Source organism: Herbaspirillum rhizosphaerae (assembly GCF_046025915.1).
In the GTDB taxonomy this organism is placed as follows: Bacteria; Pseudomonadota; Gammaproteobacteria; order Burkholderiales; family Burkholderiaceae_D; genus Herbaspirillum; species Herbaspirillum rhizosphaerae_A.
Map to the genome: position 1 here is coordinate 174,886 of NZ_JAQQFR010000006.1, position 19,053 is coordinate 193,938.

17 protein-coding genes are annotated in these 19,053 nt (G+C 58.7%); 4 read left to right on the forward strand and 13 right to left on the reverse strand.

Annotated elements, in window-relative coordinates:
• Window positions 1-40: 40 nt before the first annotated feature.
• From PQR63_RS11170 to PQR63_RS11200, 7 genes are all read right to left on the reverse strand, one after another.
• Window positions 41-1,690 (reverse strand): fatty acid--CoA ligase, encoded by a 1,650-nt coding sequence (locus PQR63_RS11170; protein WP_408167937.1) that lies wholly within the window; start codon window positions 1,688-1,690, stop codon window positions 41-43.
• Window positions 1,691-1,785: 95 nt separating this feature from the next.
• Window positions 1,786-2,055: a copper-binding protein gene (locus tag PQR63_RS11175; RefSeq protein ID WP_408168089.1), complete on the reverse strand. Its 270-nt coding sequence runs from the start codon at window positions 2,053-2,055 to the stop codon at window positions 1,786-1,788.
• Window positions 2,056-2,183: 128 nt separating this feature from the next.
• Window positions 2,184-2,705: a cupredoxin domain-containing protein gene (locus PQR63_RS11180; protein WP_408167939.1), complete on the reverse strand. Its 522-nt coding sequence runs from the start codon at window positions 2,703-2,705 to the stop codon at window positions 2,184-2,186.
• 14 nt (window positions 2,706-2,719) lie between these two features.
• Window positions 2,720-4,102, reverse strand: coding sequence for a multicopper oxidase family protein (locus tag PQR63_RS11185; RefSeq protein WP_408167940.1), 1,383 nt, complete (start codon window positions 4,100-4,102; stop codon window positions 2,720-2,722).
• Window positions 4,095-5,504 carry a TolC family protein gene (locus tag PQR63_RS11190; protein ID WP_408167941.1) on the reverse strand — a complete coding sequence of 470 codons (1,410 nt, stop codon included), beginning with the start codon at window positions 5,502-5,504 and terminating at the stop codon, window positions 4,095-4,097. The genes PQR63_RS11185 and PQR63_RS11190 overlap by 8 nt, the downstream gene beginning before the upstream one ends.
• Before the next feature lie 111 nt (window positions 5,505-5,615).
• A complete protein-coding gene (locus tag PQR63_RS11195) occupies window positions 5,616-6,062 on the reverse strand; it encodes a hypothetical protein (protein ID WP_408167942.1) in 447 nt (148 codons plus the stop codon).
• Window positions 6,063-6,096: 34 nt separating this feature from the next.
• Complete coding sequence (locus tag PQR63_RS11200; RefSeq protein WP_408167943.1) at window positions 6,097-7,326, reverse strand: citrate synthase; 1,230 nt, start codon at window positions 7,324-7,326, stop codon at window positions 6,097-6,099.
• Window positions 7,327-7,440: 114 nt separating this feature from the next.
• On the opposite strand from PQR63_RS11200, the gene PQR63_RS11205 reads away from it, so the two are divergent.
• The gene (locus PQR63_RS11205; RefSeq protein WP_408167944.1) at window positions 7,441-8,832 is read left to right on the forward strand and encodes a CoA transferase; all 1,392 of its coding nucleotides are present in this window, start codon (window positions 7,441-7,443) and stop codon (window positions 8,830-8,832) included.
• A gap of 6 nt (window positions 8,833-8,838) precedes the next feature.
• Here PQR63_RS11205 and PQR63_RS11210 read toward each other — a convergent pair whose 3' ends face one another.
• A complete protein-coding gene (locus tag PQR63_RS11210) occupies window positions 8,839-11,130 on the reverse strand; it encodes a heavy metal translocating P-type ATPase (protein ID WP_408167945.1) in 2,292 nt (763 codons plus the stop codon).
• 388 nt (window positions 11,131-11,518) lie between these two features.
• Here PQR63_RS11210 and cadR point away from each other — a divergent pair, with 388 nt between their 5' ends.
• A complete protein-coding gene (cadR, locus tag PQR63_RS11215; RefSeq protein ID WP_094564376.1) occupies window positions 11,519-11,971 on the forward strand; it encodes a Cd(II)/Pb(II)-responsive transcriptional regulator in 453 nt (150 codons plus the stop codon).
• 106 nt (window positions 11,972-12,077) lie between these two features.
• Window positions 12,078-12,842, forward strand: a complete 765-nt coding sequence (locus PQR63_RS11220) for a DUF3658 domain-containing protein (protein WP_408167946.1) — start codon at window positions 12,078-12,080, stop codon at window positions 12,840-12,842.
• 84 nt (window positions 12,843-12,926) lie between these two features.
• Here PQR63_RS11220 and PQR63_RS11225 read toward each other — a convergent pair whose 3' ends face one another.
• From PQR63_RS11225 to PQR63_RS11235, 3 genes are read right to left on the reverse strand one after another with little or no spacing between them, the layout of a single operon-like run.
• Window positions 12,927-13,919: a Gfo/Idh/MocA family protein gene (locus tag PQR63_RS11225; protein ID WP_408167947.1), complete on the reverse strand. Its 993-nt coding sequence runs from the start codon at window positions 13,917-13,919 to the stop codon at window positions 12,927-12,929.
• Window positions 13,920-13,965: 46 nt separating this feature from the next.
• Entirely contained in the window at window positions 13,966-14,376 is a 411-nt protein-coding gene (gene cueR / locus PQR63_RS11230) for a Cu(I)-responsive transcriptional regulator (RefSeq protein ID WP_408168090.1), read from the reverse strand.
• 2 nt (window positions 14,377-14,378) lie between these two features.
• Window positions 14,379-16,859, reverse strand: coding sequence for a heavy metal translocating P-type ATPase (locus PQR63_RS11235; protein ID WP_408167948.1), 2,481 nt, complete (start codon window positions 16,857-16,859; stop codon window positions 14,379-14,381).
• A gap of 168 nt (window positions 16,860-17,027) precedes the next feature.
• Here PQR63_RS11235 and PQR63_RS11240 point away from each other — a divergent pair, with 168 nt between their 5' ends.
• Window positions 17,028-17,225, forward strand: coding sequence for a heavy-metal-associated domain-containing protein (locus PQR63_RS11240; protein WP_408167949.1), 198 nt, complete (start codon window positions 17,028-17,030; stop codon window positions 17,223-17,225).
• A gap of 12 nt (window positions 17,226-17,237) precedes the next feature.
• Here the strand turns inward: PQR63_RS11240 and PQR63_RS11245 are convergent, their stop codons facing one another.
• Together PQR63_RS11245 and PQR63_RS11250 are read right to left on the reverse strand one after the other, a co-directional pair.
• Window positions 17,238-18,407, reverse strand: a complete 1,170-nt coding sequence (locus PQR63_RS11245) for a vWA domain-containing protein (RefSeq protein WP_094564374.1) — start codon at window positions 18,405-18,407, stop codon at window positions 17,238-17,240.
• 21 nt (window positions 18,408-18,428) lie between these two features.
• The gene (locus tag PQR63_RS11250) at window positions 18,429-19,016 is read right to left on the reverse strand and encodes a GNAT family N-acetyltransferase (RefSeq protein WP_408167950.1); all 588 of its coding nucleotides are present in this window, start codon (window positions 19,014-19,016) and stop codon (window positions 18,429-18,431) included.
• Window positions 19,017-19,053: the final 37 nt, after the last annotated feature.

The following is a 19,053-nucleotide window of genomic DNA, read 5'->3' on the forward strand; positions in this document are numbered from 1 at the left end:
GATTCCGGAAATAAAGATCCGGAATCGAGGCAGGTTTTTTTTAGCCAGGATATTGTTCGCGCATCACGCGTTTGTTGAGTTTGCCGACGCTGGTGCGCGCCAGCTCGCTGACGAACTCAATGCGATCCGGTACGCCGTATTTTGAGATCAGGCCGTCTTCGGCTGCGGCCAATACCAGCTTGCGAATATCGTCAACGGTGACCTCGGCAGCCTGACCGGCTTTGAGCACTACCAGGGCCACCGGGCGCTCGCCCCATTTGGCGTCTTTGATGCCGATGACCGCCGTTTCCGCCACTGCCGGATGACGCGCGATGATCTCTTCGATTTCCAGTGACGACACCCATTCGCCGCCGGTCTTGATCACATCCTTGATGCGATCAGTGACTTGCAGATAGCCGCGCGAATCGATGTTGCCGATGTCTTCCGTATGCAGCCAGCCGCCTTCCCACAAGTCTTTCGACGCTTCCGGATTGTGCAGGTAGCCTTGCGTGAGCCAGGGTGCGCGCACTACGACTTCACCAGTGCTCTTGCCATCGTGCGGACAATCGTTCATGTCGCCGTCGACCGTACGTAAGGTAACCAGCGGTAGCGGGCGGCCGGTTTTCACGCGTGTGGCAAGGTCTTGCTCCGTACCCAGCTCTGCCGTCGGCACATGCGCCAGTGACAGGATGGGGCAGGTCTCCGACATGCCGTAACCGGTGAAGACGTCAATGCCGCGCTCGCGTGCCGTCTGCGCCAGAGCGCTGGTCATGGCGGAGCCGCCGATGATCATTTTCCATTTCGACAGGTCGACATCTTTTGCTGTGGGGGCGCTCAGCACCATGTGCAGGATGGTTGGCACACAATGCGAGAAGGTGACTTTTTCGGTCTCAATCAGCTTGAGGATAGTGTCGGGGACGTAGCGGCCGGGATAGACCTGCTTGAGTCCGGCCATGGTCGCTACGTAAGGAAGACCCCAGGCGTGCACATGGAACATTGGCGTCAGCGGCATATAGACATCGTCGCGATGCAGGCGTCCTTGTTGCGGTGCCAGCGCCAGTCCGGCGGTTACCGCCAATGTATGCAGTACCAACTGACGATGGCTGAAGTAGACGCCCTTGGGCATGCCTGTGGTGCCGGTCGTATAGAAGGTGGTGGCGCGCGCGTTCTCATTGAAGTCGGGGAAGTCGCATTTGGGCGAGGCCTGTGCCAGCAATTCTTCATATTCGCCGGCGAAGCCGGGGCCGCGTGGTGCAGGTGTGTTGTCATCGGTGATCAATACACAGCGCGTGAGCGTGGTCAGTTCGCCGCGGATCTGCTTGAGCACCGGCATGAAGTCGGAGTTGACCAGCAGCACGTCGGCCTGGGCATGGTTCAGGGTATAAGCAATCTGTTCCGGCGACAGGCGTACGTTGACGGTTTGCAGCACATAGCCAAGCATCGGAATGGCGAAGAAGCATTCCAGATAACGATGGCTGTCCCAGTCCATCACGGCGACGGTATTGCCGGGTTGCAGACCCAGCTCGCGCAGCATGTTGCCCAGACGCTGTATGCGTTCGTACAGATCGGTATAAGTATGGCGGCGCTGGTTGGCGATACCGTAGACGATTTCCTGATCGGGCGCGGTCGCCAGCGATGAGTGAAGCAACTGCTTGATCAGCAGCGGGTAGCCGTAGGCCTCGGGCGTGGTGTCGATGATGTGGACGCTCATGGGGTCTCCTGTCGTTGTTGTAAAGGACGGCGACGTGGTCTGCCGCCGTCCTCATGTTCATCGACCGATGATAGCCCGAATTGCTGTCGTCAGTCTTACTTCTGAGGAAGAAGCTCGATACTGGTGACGGTCAGTGCGCCGTTACTCTTCTCCGCAGTGAAGAGCACCTGATCGCCGCCTTTTACCGTACTGAGCATATCGGGCGAAGCGACACGGAACACCATGGTCATGGGTGGCATTTCCAGATTGGGGATCTCACCGTGACGAATCGTGATCTTGCCGGCATCGGTATCGATCTTGCGGATTTCACCGTTGACTTTTGGGGCTACATTGCTCTGCACCGCGGCAGGCATTGGATGGTGCATCGTATCTGGTTTCAGGTCTTGCGCCGCTGCGAACAGAGGCACCGACATCGCTGAAGATGCAGCGGCAAGCAAGATGGTGCTGACGAAAGCAGTTTTCATATTTTTCCTTTCTTGATAACGGATTGGTCTCAGTGTTTGTGCGCGTCGCCAGCGGCATTAGCAGTGGCGACGGTGACGTTGCCTTTCATGCCGGCGTCGTAATGGCCGGGCTGCAGACAGGCGAAATTGGCAGTGCCGGCTTGTGTGAACTGCCAGATCAGCTCACCGCTCTTGCCGGGGGCCAGGCTGATCTGGTTGTCGTCGGCGTGTTCCATCTCCGGATTTTTCAGCATCGCGGCGTAGTGGGATTTCAGTTGCGCATCGGTGCCAAAGACCATTTCATGTTTGATCTTGCCGCTATTGCTGACGACAAATCGAATCGTGTCGCCGGCTTTCACCTGCAGTTTTTCCGGCGTGAAGCGCATGTTGTCGCTCATGTCGACTTTGATGGTGCGCGTAACTTTGCCTGCGACGCCAGGCTGGCCGACCATATCGTCTGTATGTTCAGCGTGATGGTGCGACGTGCTTCCCATGGTTTGTGCACCTGCATGGAACGAGACTGCGGCCAGCAGGGCGGTGATGAACAGATTTTGTGTGTACGTATGTTTCATGGTTTTTTCCTTGATCAGTGTGGATGATTGCGTCGGGTAACGTTGACGGCATTGCCGTCCGTGCCGGCTTTTTTATCGGGTGCAAAAGTTGACGGTTGTTCGGTGCCGCGCCATTCGTAGGCGACCGTGCCGGGAGGTGCTTTGTACCAGCCGGGATCGCGGTAATCGTCGCGTGCCAGGTTCTTGCGCACTTTCACGACGCTGAACATGCCTCCCATTTCCAGCGATCCGTAAGGACCGCTGCCTCCCATCATCGGCAACGTGTTGTCGGGTAGCGGCATTTCCATCTCGCCCATGGAACCGCCTTTATCACCCATCACCATGTAGTCGGGTATGAGCTTGTTGATCTTCTTCGCCAGATCGCGCTGGTCGACGCCGATCATGGTCGGCACGTTGTGGCCCATGGCGTTCATGGTGTGGTGCGCCTTGTGGCAATGCAGCGCCCAGTCGCCTTCTTCGGTGGCATCGAATTCAATGGCGCGCATCTGGCCGACGGCGATGTCGGTGCTGACTTCGGGCCAGCGTGAAGCCGGTGATGTCCAGCCGCCGTCGGTACCGGTGACGACGAATTCGTGACCGTGCAGATGGATAGGATGATTGGTCATCGTCAGGTTGCCGACGCGGATGCGCACGCGGTCGTTTTGCCGCACCGGTAGCGGATCGATACCGGGGAAGACCCGGCTGTTCCAGGTCCACAGATTGAAGTCGAGCATGGTGTTGACCTTGGGCGTGGCGGCACCGGGATCGATGTCGTAGGCATTGAGCAGGAAGACGAAATCGCGATCTACACGCATAAAGTTCGGGTCTTTGGGATGCGTGATCCAGAATCCCATCATGCCCATCGCCATCTGCACCATTTCATCCGCATGCGGGTGGTACATGAAGGTACCGGCGCGCCGTGCGGTGAACTCGTAGACGAAAGTCTTGCCCGGCGGGATACCCGGCTGTGTCAGGCCGGTCACGCCATCCATGCCGTTGGGCAGGCGCTGTCCGTGCCAATGTACGGAGGTTTGTTCGGGCAGCTTGTTGGTGACGAAGATGCGAACGCGATCGCCTTCGACGACTTCGATCGTCGGGCCGGGACTTTGACCGTTGTAACCCCACAGGTTTGCCTTCATACCTGGTGCGATTTCACGTACCACCGGCTCGGCGACGAGGTGGAATTCCTTGACGCCGTTGTTCATCCGCCAGGGCAGCGACCAGCCGTTGAGCGTGACGACAGGATGATAGGGGCGGCCATTGGGCGGCGTCAGCGGTGCTTGCGTGCCGGCGCTGTTTTGCGTGACAGCTTCGGGCAACGATGCGGCGCCGATGCGTGTGACGGCAGTCGCGCCGACGGCTAGCGCAGAGCCTTGCAGGAAGGCGCGCCGGCTTAGTGTGTTGCTGGAATTACTCATGGATTTTTCCTTCAGTCTTGTTCTGTGCCGATGTCGTCATGGAGAGGTTTGACGTTGGCCCGCCCAGCGCCAGTTGCAAGTCGCTGTCGGCGATCCAGTAATCGCGTGCGGCATCAATGGCGGCGTTGACGGCATTGGCTTGTTCGCGTGCATCGGCCAGCAGTTCGAACACACTCGCCAGCATGCCGTTGTAGCGCAGCAGGTATTCGTCGGAGATGCGTTTGCGCAGTGGTACCACTTCGTCCTGATATTGGCGCGCCAGCAGGTAGGCATGCTGTTGCACGGCATAGGCGCTGCGTACTTCCGACTGTGCTTGCACTGCAGTGGCAGCGAGACGATGCACGGCCTGCATGTAGATTGCCTCGGCCTTGGCGACGCGGGCACCGCCCCAGTCGAACAAGGGAATCTCGATGCTGGCCTGATAGCCGATTTCGGCAGGCTTGCCGCTTTCTGCATTGCGGACGTAGCCAAGATCGAGCACGTTGATGAAGCGCGTGGTTTTGGTCAGACCGAGCGAGCCTTGCAGCGCAGAGACTTCCAGCTTTGCCGATTGCACGTCGAGCCGCTGTTCCATGGCGACTTGTTCGCTGTTGTCGAGCGTGATGGCGCTCTTGGGTAAATCGGGCAGGCGAGAGGGTAATTGCAACATGCCATCTTGTTTGCGCAGGCCAAGCAGGCGCATGAGGTTTTCGTTTTCTTGCATCGCCTGTGTGCGAACGCGCGTCAGTTGCGTAGAAGTCTCCAGATAAAAGGCGCGTTCGCGTGCTACATCCAGTTGCGAAAAATTGCCCTGCTTCGCCATGCGGGCGGCCAGTTCATGTGCGACTTCCGCGGCCTCGCGAACCTGCTCTTGGTAGCGCACGCTCTGCGTTGCCGCGATGCTTTGGTAGTAGGCCTTACGGGTCATTGCGGCAGTTCGCAGCATGACGTCGGCTAGTTTCAGCTTGGTCTGTTCGAAGCGGCGTGCTTCGATGCGCGAAGCCGCCGGCATGGTCAGCAAACTCATCACCGACAGCGTCAGACTGCGGTCGATCTTGATGTCGTCGCCGGTGTGCGTGCGGCCGAAGCTGAAGCCGGGATTGGGCAGTCGTCCGGCTTGCACCAGATCGGCTTCAGCAATGCCGAGTTCACTGTAGGACGCTTGCAACTCGCGATTGTTGAGCAAGGCGATCTGCACGGCGTCATCGACGCTAAGAGATTTGGATAGCATGGCGCGCACGCGTTGTGTCACGCCGTCGGCGTCCTGTTCGGAACGGCTCCAACCGGTTTGTTTATTAAGCCGCTGCTGTGCGGTCTGGTTGACGGCGTCAAAGCCGCCGTCGGCGCTGAAGCTCGCACAGCCGCTCAGCACAAGGGCGAGCAGCGGCGGCGCGAGTTTTCGCAAAGGGGGAAATGTATTCATGTAAGCCTCGTGCAAACGAAGAGTTCACCGGCGGGAGTTAAACGCCGGAACGGTTGCAAGAAGATGCAGGCCGAGCAATACCAACTTCCTCGACTCAGGCAGCTTCAGTGATTACACGGGCAGTGAAGGGGGACGTTCGGGATTTTCCGGCGTATAGCCGACGAAACCATGTTGTGCCATGGCGACGTGGATGTCCGCCGAGACGGGCAGGTTGATGAGTTTGTCCAGCGCCAGCGGCAGGATGGCGCCGATGGTGCAAACGCTGCAGGAACTGCACGAAGCGGCGGATGCTTTGTGCTGATGTGGCATTGAGTGATCAGCGGCCGGGCCGGAGTCGGCTTGCGCAGTGATGCTCGCGTCATCCATGGTGTGCATCGCATGCATGTCATGACCGGAATGCTCATGCAGTGAGGCGGCTGGTGAGGGGGCGGCGACCTCATGGATTGCCGGCCTCAGCTGCGAAGGCGCGCAACCCATCTGCACCGCGGCAGCGAATCCCTGAACGGGAATCGCAAAGGCCAGCAGCCAGAGCAGGAAGATTTTTACGCGCGAAGTCATGAGCCGTAGTGTAGCACTGCTTGAAATGGCCTCGTTATTTTGCGAGGCGCTGTACGAGATTCGTGGGGGAAGAAAGCGGGCGCGGCCCGGTGTAAGCCGCGCGTGGCCGGATCAGTTCGCCGGTGGCGCGCTGCTCCAGCGCCTGCGCGATCCATCCCATGCCGCGTCCCAGCGCAAACAGGCCGAACGCCGCGCCGACCGGTAACTTCAAATGCCGTCGTACGGCGACCAATGCAAAATCAACTGAGGGATGATGGCCGATCAGGGCATGGGCCGCCTTGGTCATTTCCTGCCAGGCTGGATGCTGCGGCAGGATATTTTCGAGCAAGGCGATGGCGCGCAGGTCGCCATCGGGATACAGGTGGTGGCCGAAGCCCGGCAGGTCTTCGCCGCGTGTCAGGCGCTGCTGCATTTTGTCGGCAATATTTCTGCTGCCGGCTTGAATATCAATTTCATCAAACATCGCTTCAACGCGCGCCGTCGTGCCGCCGTGCTTGCCGCCGGTGAGCGCTGCCAGTCCGGCAATCGCCGAGGCGCGCAAGCTGGTGCCGGTGGAGGCTACGCAACGCGCCGTGAAGCTGGAGGCATTGAGTTCGTGATCGGCGCACAGGATCAGCGCCATGCGCACCAGTGCGGTACCTTGCTCGTCGAGCTTCCACGCTTTGGCGCATTGTTCGTGGATCGGAGCGGCGCTTGGCCGTGTGCTGAGCAAGCTGGCGGCGAGCAGGCGCAGGAGTACGCCGCAGCCTTCGGCTATGCGCTCTGGAGAAGTTTGCCAGGCGGCGGTGGCGGCATCGTCGCTGGCGATGGTGAACAGCGGTAGCAGCGAGTCTTCGGCGCGGCGTTCGCTGAAGTGTTTGAGCATGCCGGTATAAGCGGCGTGGACTGGTACCTCGGTGGACGCGAATGCCTGCTTCGCGCTGCAATTCCACAGCAGAGCGGCGACGTCTTCCACGCTTTTTGTTGCTGCAAGAGTGACCGCATCGTGGCCGCGATAGTAGAGCTGGCCGTCTTCGATCAGCGTAATAGCGGATTCCAGGACTGGTAATCCCCAACTGAGCGTGGCTTTGGCGACTTCTTTCGGTTTGCGTCCGCGTGTGCGTTGCGTGGCGAGACGTTTGACTTCTTCTTCGAGGTAACGGCTTTCGCGCACCTTATTGTCGGATTGAGCGGTCAGCAGGCCACGGCTGACGTAGGCATACAAGGTCTGGCGCGACACGCCGAGCGCAGCGGCAGCTTCGGCGGAACTCAGGTAAGTAGGCATGGTGTCGAATAAAAAAGGGCGGCTTATATTGATTATATTAATCAATATTGACAATTAAAACGAGCGGAATATGCTTCAGTCATCTTCATTTATCTTCACGATGCGAGGTCCGGTATGTCCACTTTGTCTGCTATTTCCGAAGCAAGCGCACGCGGCTTTCTGCGTGAAATCTGGCTGGCTGCCAAGGGCGAGCGCCATTATCTCGAACAAGTACAACTGACCGACAGTGGCAGCTTGCCGTCAATCTTTGCGGTGACTGACCTTGCGGTCGGTGCAATGGGTGCCGCAGGTCTCGCCGTTGCCGAATTACTCCATGCCGCCGGCAACGATCTCGCCGAAGTACATGCCGACCGTCGGCTGGCCTCATTCTGGTTCGGGACTTCAATACGGCCACAGGGTTGGGAGCCTCCGGCTTTGTGGGATGCGGTCGCGGGCGACTATCAGGCTGCCGACGGTTGGATACGTCTGCACACCAATGCGCCGCATCACAGGGCGGCAGCATTGACCGTGCTGGATGCAACGGTGGATCGTGCAGCGGTCGCAGCGGCCGTGGCCGGCTGGTCGGCGGAGGAGTTGGAAATTGCCGTGGTCGCCCAAGGCGGTTGCGCGGCGGTCATGCGCACAACGGATCAGTGGCGCGCTCATCCGCAAGGCATGGCAGTCAACAGCGAACCCTTGTTGCACATCGTTGATGGGCCGGCGGCGGCCAAACCTGACTGGACCATCGGCAGACAACGTCCTTTGCAAGGCATTCGCGTGCTGGATCTGACGCGCGTGCTGGCGGGACCGACGGCAACGCGTTTCATGGCCGGGTTCGGGGCCGACGTGTTGCGCATTGATCCGGCAAGCTGGGACGAACCCGGCGTGATCCCGGACATGGTGCCGGGTAAGCGCTGTGCGCGGTTGGATTTACGCACGTCGCTGGGACAGGAAATCTTTACGCAGTTGCTGGCGCAGGCTGATGTGCTGGTGCATGGCTATCGCTCGGATGCACTGGCTGGCATGGGCTTCGATGCGGAAAACCGTCGCCGCATTAATCCCGCACTGGTTGATGTCAGTCTCGATGCTTACGGTTGGAGCGGCCCGTGGAAGACGCGCCGTGGTTTCGACAGCCTGGTGCAAATGAGCAGCGGCATTGCCGAGGCAGGCATGCGCCAGCTCGGACGTGACAGGCCGACACCGCTGCCGGTGCAGGCGCTCGATCACGCTACCGGCTATCTCATGGCGACGGCAGCCATCCGTGGACTGACGCAAAGGCTGAAGACCGGGAAGGGCATGGAGGTGCGCACTTCGCTGGCACGCATGGCGCAATTGCTGGTGACGGGTTCGGGACAGCAGGTTGATGAAATCCTGGTGCCGGAAAACAAGGACGATCTGGCGCCGGCAATTGAACAGACCTTCTGGGGGCCGGCACAACGCCTGCACGGTGCAGTCAAGATTGGCAGTACAAGCATGTCATGGGATCGGCCGGCTGCGCCCTTGGGTTCGGCGCAACCGGAGTGGTAGGGCGAGTTAAAGCGAACGCACCAGCCGCAGGCCGTTGAAGACAACGATCAGGCTCGCGCCCATGTCGGCGAATACGGCCATCCACAGGGAGCTTTCACCGGTCAGCGCGAGGACGAGGAAAACTGCCTTGATGCCGAGCGCAATCGTGATGTTTTGCATCAGCACGCGATGGGTCTTTTTGCTCAGGCGGATAAAGTCGGGAATCTTGCGCAGATCGTCATCCATCAGCGCGACGTCGGCAGTTTCCAGTGCGGTATCGGTACCTGCAGCGCCCATGGCGAAACCGATCTGCGCACGTGCCAATGCGGGTGCATCATTGATGCCGTCGCCGACCATGCCGACGTAAGCGTGTTTCTCGATCATGTCGCCGATGGCGTTGAGTTTGTCTTCCGGCAGTTGATCTCCACGCGCATCGTCGAGTTGCACGATGTCAGCAATGGCGCGCGCGGTATGGGCGTTGTCGCCGGTCAGCATGGTGACGCTGACGCCGAGTGTTTTCAATTGGGCAATCGCATCGCGGCTGCTGTCGCGCACCGTATCGGCGACCGCCAGGAGCAACTCCGCCTTGCCGTCGCGGCACAGGATGGTTGTCGTCTTGCCTTGCTTTTCCAGCGCCAGCAAACGTTCTTCCAGCGCCGGGCTGCACATGCCGAGTTCGTGCACCAAGCGATGATTGCCGAGATAAAACGCGCTATTACCGATGTTGCCTTTCACGCCGCGTCCGGTCAGCGCTTCAAAGTCGCTGACGTCTTTTGCGATCGCATCGGCCTGCTGCGTTTTCCAGAACGCCACAATCGCCGCCGACACCGGATGATCAGAGCGCAGGGCGAGGCTGGCGGCATGCGTGAGCAGGTTTGCCTCATCGCCGTCGGACAAGCGTTGTACGTCAGTGACGACGGGTTTCCCGTGCGTGATGGTGCCGGTTTTGTCGAGTGCCAATGCCTTGAGCAAACGGCCTTGTTCCAGATAGACGCCACCCTTGATCAGGATGCCGTGGCGCGCCGCCGCAGCCAGTCCGCTGACGATGGTCACGGGCGTGGAAATCACCAGTGCACAAGGGCAGGCGATCACCAGCAATACCAGCGCCTTATACAGCCATGGATAGAACGGTGCGTTGAACAGCAGCGGTGGCAACACTGCCACCAGCACGGCCACCGCTACCACGGCGGGAATGTAATAGCGCGCAAACTGATCGACGAAGCGCTGCGTCGGCGCGCGCTGACCTTGTGCCTGCTGCACGCTTTTTACGATGCGTGATAGCGTTGATTCGCTTTGCACGGCGGTGACGCGATAGTCGAAGGCGGTATTGCCGTTGATGGTGCCGGCAAACACCTGATCACCTGACTGCTTGGCGACCGGCATGCTTTCACCGGTAATCGGCGCTTGATTGATGGCGGGTTGACCATTGGTGACGACGCCGTCAAGCGGGATGCGTTCACCCGGCTTGACGCGCACCTCAGTATTCAATGCCACTTGTTTGGCGGAGACGTTGACCCAATCGCCACCCTGCAACACCGTGGCCTGATCCGGCGACATGGCCATCAATCCGGCGATGGCATTGCGCGCCCGATCCAGCGACAGCGATTCGATCATTTCGGCCAGCGTGAACAGGACGATGACCACCGCCGCCTCCGGCCATTGGCCGATAATGGCCGCGCCGATGACGGCCAGCGACATCAGGAAATTCATGTTCAGCGACAGATGGCGTAGCGCGATCCAGCCTTTTTTCAGTGTGTCGACGCCGCCGACGGCAATCGCGAACAATGCCAATGCGATGACGCTGAGCGAGCGGTCGTTGCCGGTGGTCCAGGCGATGACTTCCGACGCGAGCGCGGCAACGGCAGCGACGCCGACCATCAGCCATTTGCGTTTTGGAATGGCGTAGGACGCGCTGTGATCGTCATCATCGATACCGACTGTCGCGTCGAGCGTATCGCTCTTGACCTTGGGCAGCATGTCGAGCGCAGCGAGCGTGGTCACGATGGGTTCCACCGAGGGCAGGCGATGTTGCACCGTCAGTTCGCGCTGAATCAGGTTGAACTGCATCGCGGCGATGCCATCCATGTTGGACAGGCGTTCGCGGATCAGCTTTTCCTCGGTCGGACAATCCATCTTCTGGATGAAGAAAACGGCTTCCTCGGAATCTGTCAGGCTGCTCGGCTTGATGTTGTCGACGGTAGACACGGCTTCGCCATGATCATGCGCGTGGTCATGATTGTGTTCATGGCCATGATCATGTTGATGGTCATGGTTTTTGCCATGTTGATGGCCGTGATCGTGGTTACAGCAATTGGACATGCGTGCTCCTGATATGCAGAATATTAGGGCCTGTTATCAAGTAATTTGCGAGATGCGTTTCAACCAGAAGGCGTGTTGGCAAGGCGCGTGGCGTAACAGGTGGTAGGCCCACCTGTAAGCCATGCAACGCCGCCAGCGCGCCTTCTGGTTGAAACCCTTCGGGAACGGCTGCAGGCGTCGCCTGCCGTTGTTGCGACTCCTTGCCGTAGCACCGCTACGCCGCGTCGCCGCGCCTAGGCAGTCAACGCCTGCCGCGCGTTCGCATTCGCAAATTACTTGATAGCAGGCCCTAGGCTTGCTGTATATTAAAAACCCTAAACCAACTACAGGGTCAAGCCTTTAATGACCCTGCTTGCAGGGCGGTTATGCAAATACAAAGGAGCACTCGATGGACAACCTGAAGATAGGCGAACTGGCGGCACGCACCGATTGTCCGGTGGAAACTATCCGTTATTACGAGCGTGAGGCTTTGTTGCCGCAACCGACGCGTTCGCAAGGCAACTACCGCTTGTATGGCGATGGTCACGTTGAGCGCCTGCAATTCATTCGCCACTGCCGTTCGCTTGATATGACGCTCGACGAAGTGCGCAGCCTGTTGCAATTCCGCGATGCGCCGGAAGACAACTGTGGCGAGGTCAATGCCTTGCTGGACAAACATATAGGTCACGTTGCCCAACGCATCAGCGAATTGAAGAAATTGCAAACGCAATTGAAGAGCTTGCGGGCGCAATGCGACAGCGCGCAGGCGGTCAAGGATTGCGGCATCTTGCAGGGGCTTGCCAATATGAGTGACGACAGCAAGCCGGTCAATCTGGGCAGTCACGGCAGCGGATGTCATTAGGCGGGACGTCGTACATTTAGCAGCTTTTCCAAACTTCTTTCGACGAACTCTATCCCCTGTGTCATTTCTAACGACGTTCCACATCCCCTATTCGATAAGGACGGTCGTGACAGAATTTCATCTGGTTAGTCCCGCCAGCACTGGCGGATCAATGCGCATGGCCTTTCCTCATGCCCAAGTATTTTGTGCACTGGACGACTATGGACTGGGGCCGCTTGGCGACGAAAGCGCAAGAGATGCTTTCTGGCGGGACATCGGGGGCGGCTACGACGACGAATACTGGAAGTCTACGTCGGACTGTTTCACACCCTGGCGCGAATTGCACACGGCACTAGCCCAACAGCCAGGATGCCCTGTGTATATCTGGCACAGTGGCAGTGGGGCCGAATATGTTTTTTTACGGATGGCATGTTATTGGCTGGCCGATGTGGAGCATCCACTGTTGGCAGTCAGTGTTCCTGCGCACGAAGAAGGGCTGCATTCGACGGCCGTCTGGCCACCGGAGCGGCTGAGAGAATTTGCTGCGAATGCGGTGAAAATTTCTGAAGTCCAGCGTCGGACGTGGGCACAGGAATTCGCTGGCATCTCGGCGCGGGCGGAGATGTTGCGCGAATGCGATGACATCGGATGTTTGCATTTTCGCGATTTGAACGTGCATGACGATCTGTTGCTGGCGTCTTGTTCAGATCAATGGGAAATCGCTTCGGCGGTGGTGGGGGCTGCGATGGTGCGGTCAAATCCCCGCAATGCATTGAGCGATATTTTTCTGAGTTCTCGTTTGCAATGTCTCATTGACGCCGGATTACTGGATGTCGATGGAGAGCGTACCGCGATGAGGAAATATCGAGTACGCCGACGGTCAGGAATATAAAACATAGTAAAACGGCTCGCGGGGACTATGCCGCGAGCCGTTTTGCCATGAGCAAGCTTATTGCAGCGTGCTGTGCCTGTGGCGTTAAGAGAGATTGCCCAGAATGCTGTCCATTGCCCAGCTCGTATGCGCCGCCGAACGTCCGTTCGATGGATGTTTGCCGGTGCCGCGTAAATGTTCGTGCATCTTGCGCACGTGGTAGAGCTGGATATTTTCGGGGTGCGCAATATCCAGTTGCTGTGTGCCGCCAGCATTGGTCAGCGTCAGCGGTACATCGCCAAAAATAGAAAAAACAATCTTTCCTTCGCTGCCGGTGATCTCAACATGGTCAACGCGCTCGAAGCTGCCAAAATTCCAGCTGCCGCTGCCGGTCACGCCGGAAGCGTGCAGCCAGCTCGCGCTCACCGCGTCTTTGGCGGAATACAGTCCTTGTTGATTGGTGCTGGAGCCTGACGCTTCCAGCATGTCGCCGAAATAATGCGCGAACAGATTCAGTCCGTGACTGGCCAGATCGTCGAAGTAGCCGCCCGGCGCAATCCTGGCGTCGGTACGCCAGTTGGCCTCGCGGCCCAGGTCGGTGAGCGAAGGCGTGCGGCTGAATTGCCAACTGACGTGTCGTGCGGTTCCTATCTTGCCTTCGTTGATCCAGCTCTTGATCTGCGCAAAGCGCGGTAATGAACGCCGGTAGTAGGCGACGAACAAGGGCAGGTTCAGCGTTTCGAAAGCGGCACAGATCGTCAGGCAGTCGTCGTAACTTGGCGCCATCGGCTTTTCGATGCAGCAGGGTTTGTTCGCTGCTGCGACTTTGAGTGCGTAATGCAGGTGTGTGTCGGGCGGTGTGGCGATGTAGACGGCGTCAATGTCCGGATCTGCGATCAGCGCGTCGGCGTCGCTGTAATGTTTGGCGACGCCGTGGCGCTGCGCATAATCGGCTGCTTTTTCTGCATCGCGGCGCATGACGGCATGTAGCGCGAATCCGGGCGTCTTTTGAAAGGCCGGGCCGCTCTTGCGTTCGGTGACGTCGCCGCAGCCGATGATGCCCCAGCGGATGATTTCGGGAAGATCGGTTTTTATCATGATGATCGATTCTTGTTTTGTTACCGAGACTGATTACGCCATTACATCACGTCGCGTTCGCGCTGGGAAGCGTTGCGCCAAGTGCGTCAAGTATCGGGCAGTCCGGACGGTTGTCGCCATGACAATCATGCGCAAGATGTTGCAGCGTCGACTTCATCGCCTGCAGTTCATGGATCTTCGCGTCCAGCTCGGCAATATGCTCATTCGCCAGCTGTTTGACCTTGCGGCTCGGGCGTGATTGATCCAGCCACAGGCCCATCAGATCGGCAATCTGTTTCATCGAAAAGCCGAGTACGCGGGCTTGCCGGATAAAGCGCAACAGATGCACGTCGCGCTCGCTGTAAATGCGATAGCCGGCGTCGGTGCGCGCCACCTTGGGCACCAGACCGATCTCTTCATAGTGACGAATCATTTTTGCCGATACGCCGGAGGCTTGTGCGGCGTCGCCGATGTTCATGCTCATGTTGATTCTCCTTTGCGGCCTTTTTTATCTTGTGGCTGCCAGCGCTTCAGCAGCAGGGCATTGCTCACGACGCTGACGCTCGATATCGCCATTGCCGCACCGGCGATCATCGGGTTCAGCAGGCCGAATGCCGCCAGCGGAATACCGACGATGTTGTAGATGAAGGCCCAAAACAGGTTCTGGCGGATTTTGTTATAGGTGCGGCGCGAGATGTCGATTGCATCGGCCACCAGCGCAGGATCACCACGCATGAGCGTAATGCCGGCTGCCTGCATGGCGACGTCGGTGCCGGTGGACATGGCAATGCCGACATCGGCCGCCGCCAGCGCCGGCGCATCGTTGATGCCGTCGCCGACCATGGCAATGCGCTGGCCATGCTGGCCGCTTTGATTGTTTTGGCGCAAGTCGGTAATGGCTTGCGCTTTGTCTGCCGGTAAGACGTTGGCGCGGAAGTCGTCGAGACCGAGTTCTTTTGCCACGTGTGCCGCCGCGCCTTGATTGTCGCCGCTCAGCATGACCGTGCGGATGTGCAAGTGATGCAGGCGCTCAATGGCTTGCCGTGCATTGCTCTTGATAGTGTCGCCGAAGGCTAGCAGGCCCAATAGCGTCACTCGATTATGTGTATCGGCTTGCGCCAGCCACGAGATGGTGCGGCCTTGCTGTTCCAATTGTTTTGCTAGCGCATGGAGTTCTGGCTGACTATCGGGCGTCGCACCGAGTTCCTGCATCCAGCGCGCACTACCGAGATAGGTGAGGTGACTATCAATCAGCGCTTGTGTGCCGCGTCCGGGAACGGCCTTGCTGTCGCTGGCATCGGTCGGGGTAAGGTCTTTGCCGCGAGCGGCATCCATAACGGCATGGGCAAGTGGATGTTCGCTGTGGCGCTGCAAGGCTGCTGCAATGCCGAGCAGCTTGTCGTCATCGTGGTCAATCGCCTGCAGCGCTGCCAGCACTGGTTTGCCTTCGGTCAGCGTGCCGGTCTTGTCGAAGGCGACAACGCCGATGCGATGGGCGATTTCGAGTGCTTCCGCATCCTTGATCAGAATGCCGTAGCGCGCCGCCACGCCTGTGCCGGCCATGATCGCAGTCGGTGTCGCCAGACCGAGCGCGCACGGGCAGGCGATCACGAGTACCGCCACCGCATTGAGCAGCGCTTGCTCCCAATCGCCACCGATGAGGCCCCAGCCGATCAGCGTCAGCAGCGCCAATACCAGTACCACGGGAACAAACACGGCACTGACCTGATCGACCAGACGCTGGATCGGGGCCTTGGCGGCTTGCGCATGTTCAACCATACGGATGATGCGTGCCAGGACTGTTTCGGCACCGATCGCGGTGGTGTTGACCAATAACAGGCCGTCACCGTTGATGGCACCGGCGGTGACTTTGTCGCCGGGCTGTTTTTCCATGGGCAGGCTTTCGCCGGTGAGCATGGATTCATCCAGATGGCTAAGACCTTCTTGCACGATACCGTCGACGGCTACGCGTTCCCCGGGGCGCACAACGACCTGGTCGCCGATGCGGATGGAGGACAGCGCAACGTCGCTGTCGACGCCGTTGCGCCTTAATGTGGCTTTGTCGGGCCGCAACGCGTTGAGTGCACGGATGGCGTCAGCGGTCTGGCGCTTGGCGCGCGTTTCCAGCCATTTACCGAGCAACACCAGCGTGATCACGGCCGCCGATGCTTCGAAGTAAAAGTGCGACACATGATGCCCGCCGTGGGTGTTCATGAATTGATTGAACAACTGATATAGCGACAAGCCATAAGCGGCGCTGGTGCCGAGCGCCACCAGCAGATCCATGTTGCCGGTATGTGCTTTGACGGCGCGCCAGCCGGCACGATAAAAACGTGCGCCCAGCCAGAACTGCACCGGCGTTGCCAGCAGTAGTTGCCAGACGCCGGGCAATTGCCACTCGGTGCCAAAGGGCATCAACAGCATCGGCAGCATCAGCGGCGCTGTCAATGCCGCTGCAACCGCGACCGGCCACCAAGTCGGCAAAGCAGGGCGCGCAGGTTCGGTTTGCGCGATGGACGGCAGCGCGGCGTTGTAGCCGGCGCGTTCGACGGCGGCGATCAAGGTATCGACGGACACTGCGCTGGTGGTGGTCAGCGTGGCCTTTTCGCTGGCAAGATTGACGGAGACCTCGCTGACGCCTGGAACTTTGTAGAGTGCTTTCTCGACACGGCCAACGCACGAGGCACAGCTCATGCCGTTGATGTCGAGTGTGATCTCTTCTTGTTTAACGTCATAGCCGGCCTTGTGGACGGCGGCGATCAACTGGTCGGCATGCACGCCGGGTTCAGCTTGTACGGTGGCCAATTCAGTCGCCAGATTGACGCTGACGTCACGCACCGAGGGTACGGCGCGCAAGGCCTTTTCCACACGGCCGACGCAGGAGGCGCAGGTCATGCCTTCGACGGCGAGGGTCAGTTCTTGCAAGTGGTGTGAAGCCAGGGGAGTAGAGATAGTAGACATGATGGTCTCATTGACGGTTTGATCATGGACTCAGCATGATCCTTCCCATCATGGTAAGGTCAAGGCCTATTTTGACACGATTGTTGAGAATGTGCGCTTGACCTTGCCCTTGTGGCAAGGTTTAAGCTGCCCTCATCAATTCTCACTAACTGAAAAAAGGAAAACATCATGCTGACATTCAACGTTCAGGATATGACTTGCAACCACTGTGCGAGCGCTATTACGCGTGCCGTGAAAGAAGTGGACGCCAACGCCAAGGTTGACGTTAAGGTTGCGGAGAAGCTGGTCAATATCGACAGTGGCGTGGCCGCGGCGGAATTTGCCGAGGCTATCAAAGAGGCCGGCTATACGCCGGTAGCCGCTTAAGTTTGACGATGACTATTTGCTGAGCAATCGCATCGCGCGTTCCAGCCCATCAATGGTCAGCGGAAACATGCGCTGACTCATCAATTGCTGGATGATGGCGATCGATTGCCGGTATTGCCACAAGCCTTCGGGTTCCGGATTGAGCCAGGCAAAATTGCTGAAAGTGCTCGTGAAGCGCTGCAGCCAGACTGCTCCGGCCTCGGCGTTGTTGTATTCAACCGAGCCGCCGGGTTGGACGATTTCGTAGGGGCTCATGGTCGCGTCGCCGACGAAGATCAGTTTGGTGTCCGCTGAGTACTTGTGCAGCAGATCCCAGGTCGGGAAACGTTCTGCATGGCGGCGGCGATTATTCTTCCATACGTAGTCGTACACGCAGTTGTGGAAGTAGAAGAACTCCATGTTCTTGAATTCGGTCTTGGCTGCGGAGAACAATTCTTCGGTACGCGCGATGTGATCATCCATCGAACCGCCGACGTCGAACAGCATCATCACCTTGATGTTGTTGCGCCGCTCCGGCTGCATCTTGATGTCGAGGTAACCGGCATTGTTGGCCGTGGCGCGAATGGTGTCGTCCAGCGCCAGCTCTTCCTCGGCGCCATCGCGTGCAAACTTGCGCAGGCGGCGCAGTGCGACCTTGATGTTGCGTGTGCCGAGCTCACGCTCGCTGTCGTAGTCCTTGTAGGTTCGTTCATCCCACACCTTCACGGCGCTGCGGTTCTTGCTCTCGCCGCCGATGCGGATGCCTTCCGGGTTGTAGCCACTGTTGCCGAACGGTGAGCTGCCTCCTGTGCCGATCCACTTGTTGCCGCCTTCGTGACGTTCGTGCTGCTCTTTGAGCAACTCCTTGAGCCGATCCATCAGCTTGTCATAGCCGAACTTTTCCAGTGCCGCTTTTTGTTCCGGCGTGAGTTCGCGCTGCATGCGTTTCATCAACCAGTCGAGCGGAATCTCGGGATTCTTTTCGAAGATCGTTTCTATGCCTTTGAAGTAGCTGCCAAAGGCTTTATCGAATTTGTCGTAATTGGCTTCGTCTTTGACTAACGTGATGCGCGAGAGATAGTAGAAGTCATCGATAGCCGGCGAGATGACGTTCTTTTGCATGGCCTCAAGCAGGATCAGGAACTCTTTGATGGAGACCGGAATCCGTGCGTCTTTGAGCGTAAAAAAGAAGTCGATCAGCATAAGTAAATAGTTGAATCTGAATCAATGTCCAAGCTTGAACTGCAGATGGCGCTTGACCGCAGGCCATTCGGATTCGATAACCGAAAATACCACCGTGTCGCGCAGCGAGCCGTCAGGTGCGCGCTGATGATTGCGCAGGATGCCGTCCTGTTTCGCGCCAAGCCGCAGGATGGCTGCGCGCGATTGCTGGTTCAGCCAATGCGTGCGGAACTCCACGGCGATGCAATGCAATGTTTCGAAGGCGTGGGTCATCAGCATCAGCTTGCACTCGGTGTTGATACCGGTGCGCTGGGCGCTGGCGGCAGTCCAGGTTGAGCCGATCTCGACGCGGCGATGTATCGGGTCGGCGTTCATGTAAGTCGTCATTCCGCACAATCCACCGGTGTCATGGCGCCGTGTGACGAAGGGCAGCATCGAGCCTTGTTCTTGCAGCTTGAGGCGGCGTTCGATTTCGGCGCGCATGTTTTCCGGCTTGGGAATCGAGGTGTACCAGAGCTTCCACAGCTTGCCGTCCGATACCGCAGCGATCAGCGCATCGTGATGGTCGAGCGACAGCGGTTCAAGCGTGGCGTACTGGCCTTTGAGCGTGATCGGGTGCAAGAACTGCATGGTGGACTCCCAGGGGTGGCGACAGTGGATGACGATT

Excerpts from the sequence above, each read along its gene's own strand:
- PQR63_RS11195 (WP_408167942.1), bottom strand. The coding sequence starts at position 6,062 with ATGACTTCGCGCGTAAAAATCTTCCTGCTCTGGCTGCTGGCCTTTGCG.
- PQR63_RS11205 (WP_408167944.1), top strand. The coding sequence starts at position 7,441 with ATGTCCACTTTGTCTGCTATTTCCGAAGCAAGCGCACGCGGCTTTCTG.
- PQR63_RS11210 (WP_408167945.1), bottom strand. The coding sequence starts at position 11,130 with ATGTCCAATTGCTGTAACCACGATCACGGCCATCAACATGGCAAAAAC.
- PQR63_RS11250 (WP_408167950.1), bottom strand. The coding sequence starts at position 19,016 with ATGCAGTTCTTGCACCCGATCACGCTCAAAGGCCAGTACGCCACGCTT.
- cueR (WP_408168090.1), bottom strand. The coding sequence starts at position 14,376 with ATGAACATCGGCGACGCCGCACAAGCCTCCGGCGTATCGGCAAAAATG.
- PQR63_RS11245 (WP_094564374.1), bottom strand. The coding sequence starts at position 18,407 with ATGCTGATCGACTTCTTTTTTACGCTCAAAGACGCACGGATTCCGGTC.
- cadR (WP_094564376.1), top strand. The coding sequence starts at position 11,519 with ATGGACAACCTGAAGATAGGCGAACTGGCGGCACGCACCGATTGTCCG.
- PQR63_RS11185 (WP_408167940.1), bottom strand. The coding sequence starts at position 4,102 with ATGAGTAATTCCAGCAACACACTAAGCCGGCGCGCCTTCCTGCAAGGC.
- PQR63_RS11225 (WP_408167947.1), bottom strand. The coding sequence starts at position 13,919 with ATGATAAAAACCGATCTTCCCGAAATCATCCGCTGGGGCATCATCGGC.
- PQR63_RS11240 (WP_408167949.1), top strand. The coding sequence starts at position 17,028 with ATGCTGACATTCAACGTTCAGGATATGACTTGCAACCACTGTGCGAGC.
- PQR63_RS11170 (WP_408167937.1), bottom strand. The coding sequence starts at position 1,690 with ATGAGCGTCCACATCATCGACACCACGCCCGAGGCCTACGGCTACCCG.
- PQR63_RS11200 (WP_408167943.1), bottom strand. The coding sequence starts at position 7,326 with ATGCCTACTTACCTGAGTTCCGCCGAAGCTGCCGCTGCGCTCGGCGTG.
- PQR63_RS11235 (WP_408167948.1), bottom strand. The coding sequence starts at position 16,859 with ATGTCTACTATCTCTACTCCCCTGGCTTCACACCACTTGCAAGAACTG.
- PQR63_RS11175 (WP_408168089.1), bottom strand. The coding sequence starts at position 2,055 with ATGCACCATCCAATGCCTGCCGCGGTGCAGAGCAATGTAGCCCCAAAA.
- PQR63_RS11180 (WP_408167939.1), bottom strand. The coding sequence starts at position 2,705 with ATGAAACATACGTACACACAAAATCTGTTCATCACCGCCCTGCTGGCC.
- PQR63_RS11190 (WP_408167941.1), bottom strand. The coding sequence starts at position 5,504 with ATGAATACATTTCCCCCTTTGCGAAAACTCGCGCCGCCGCTGCTCGCC.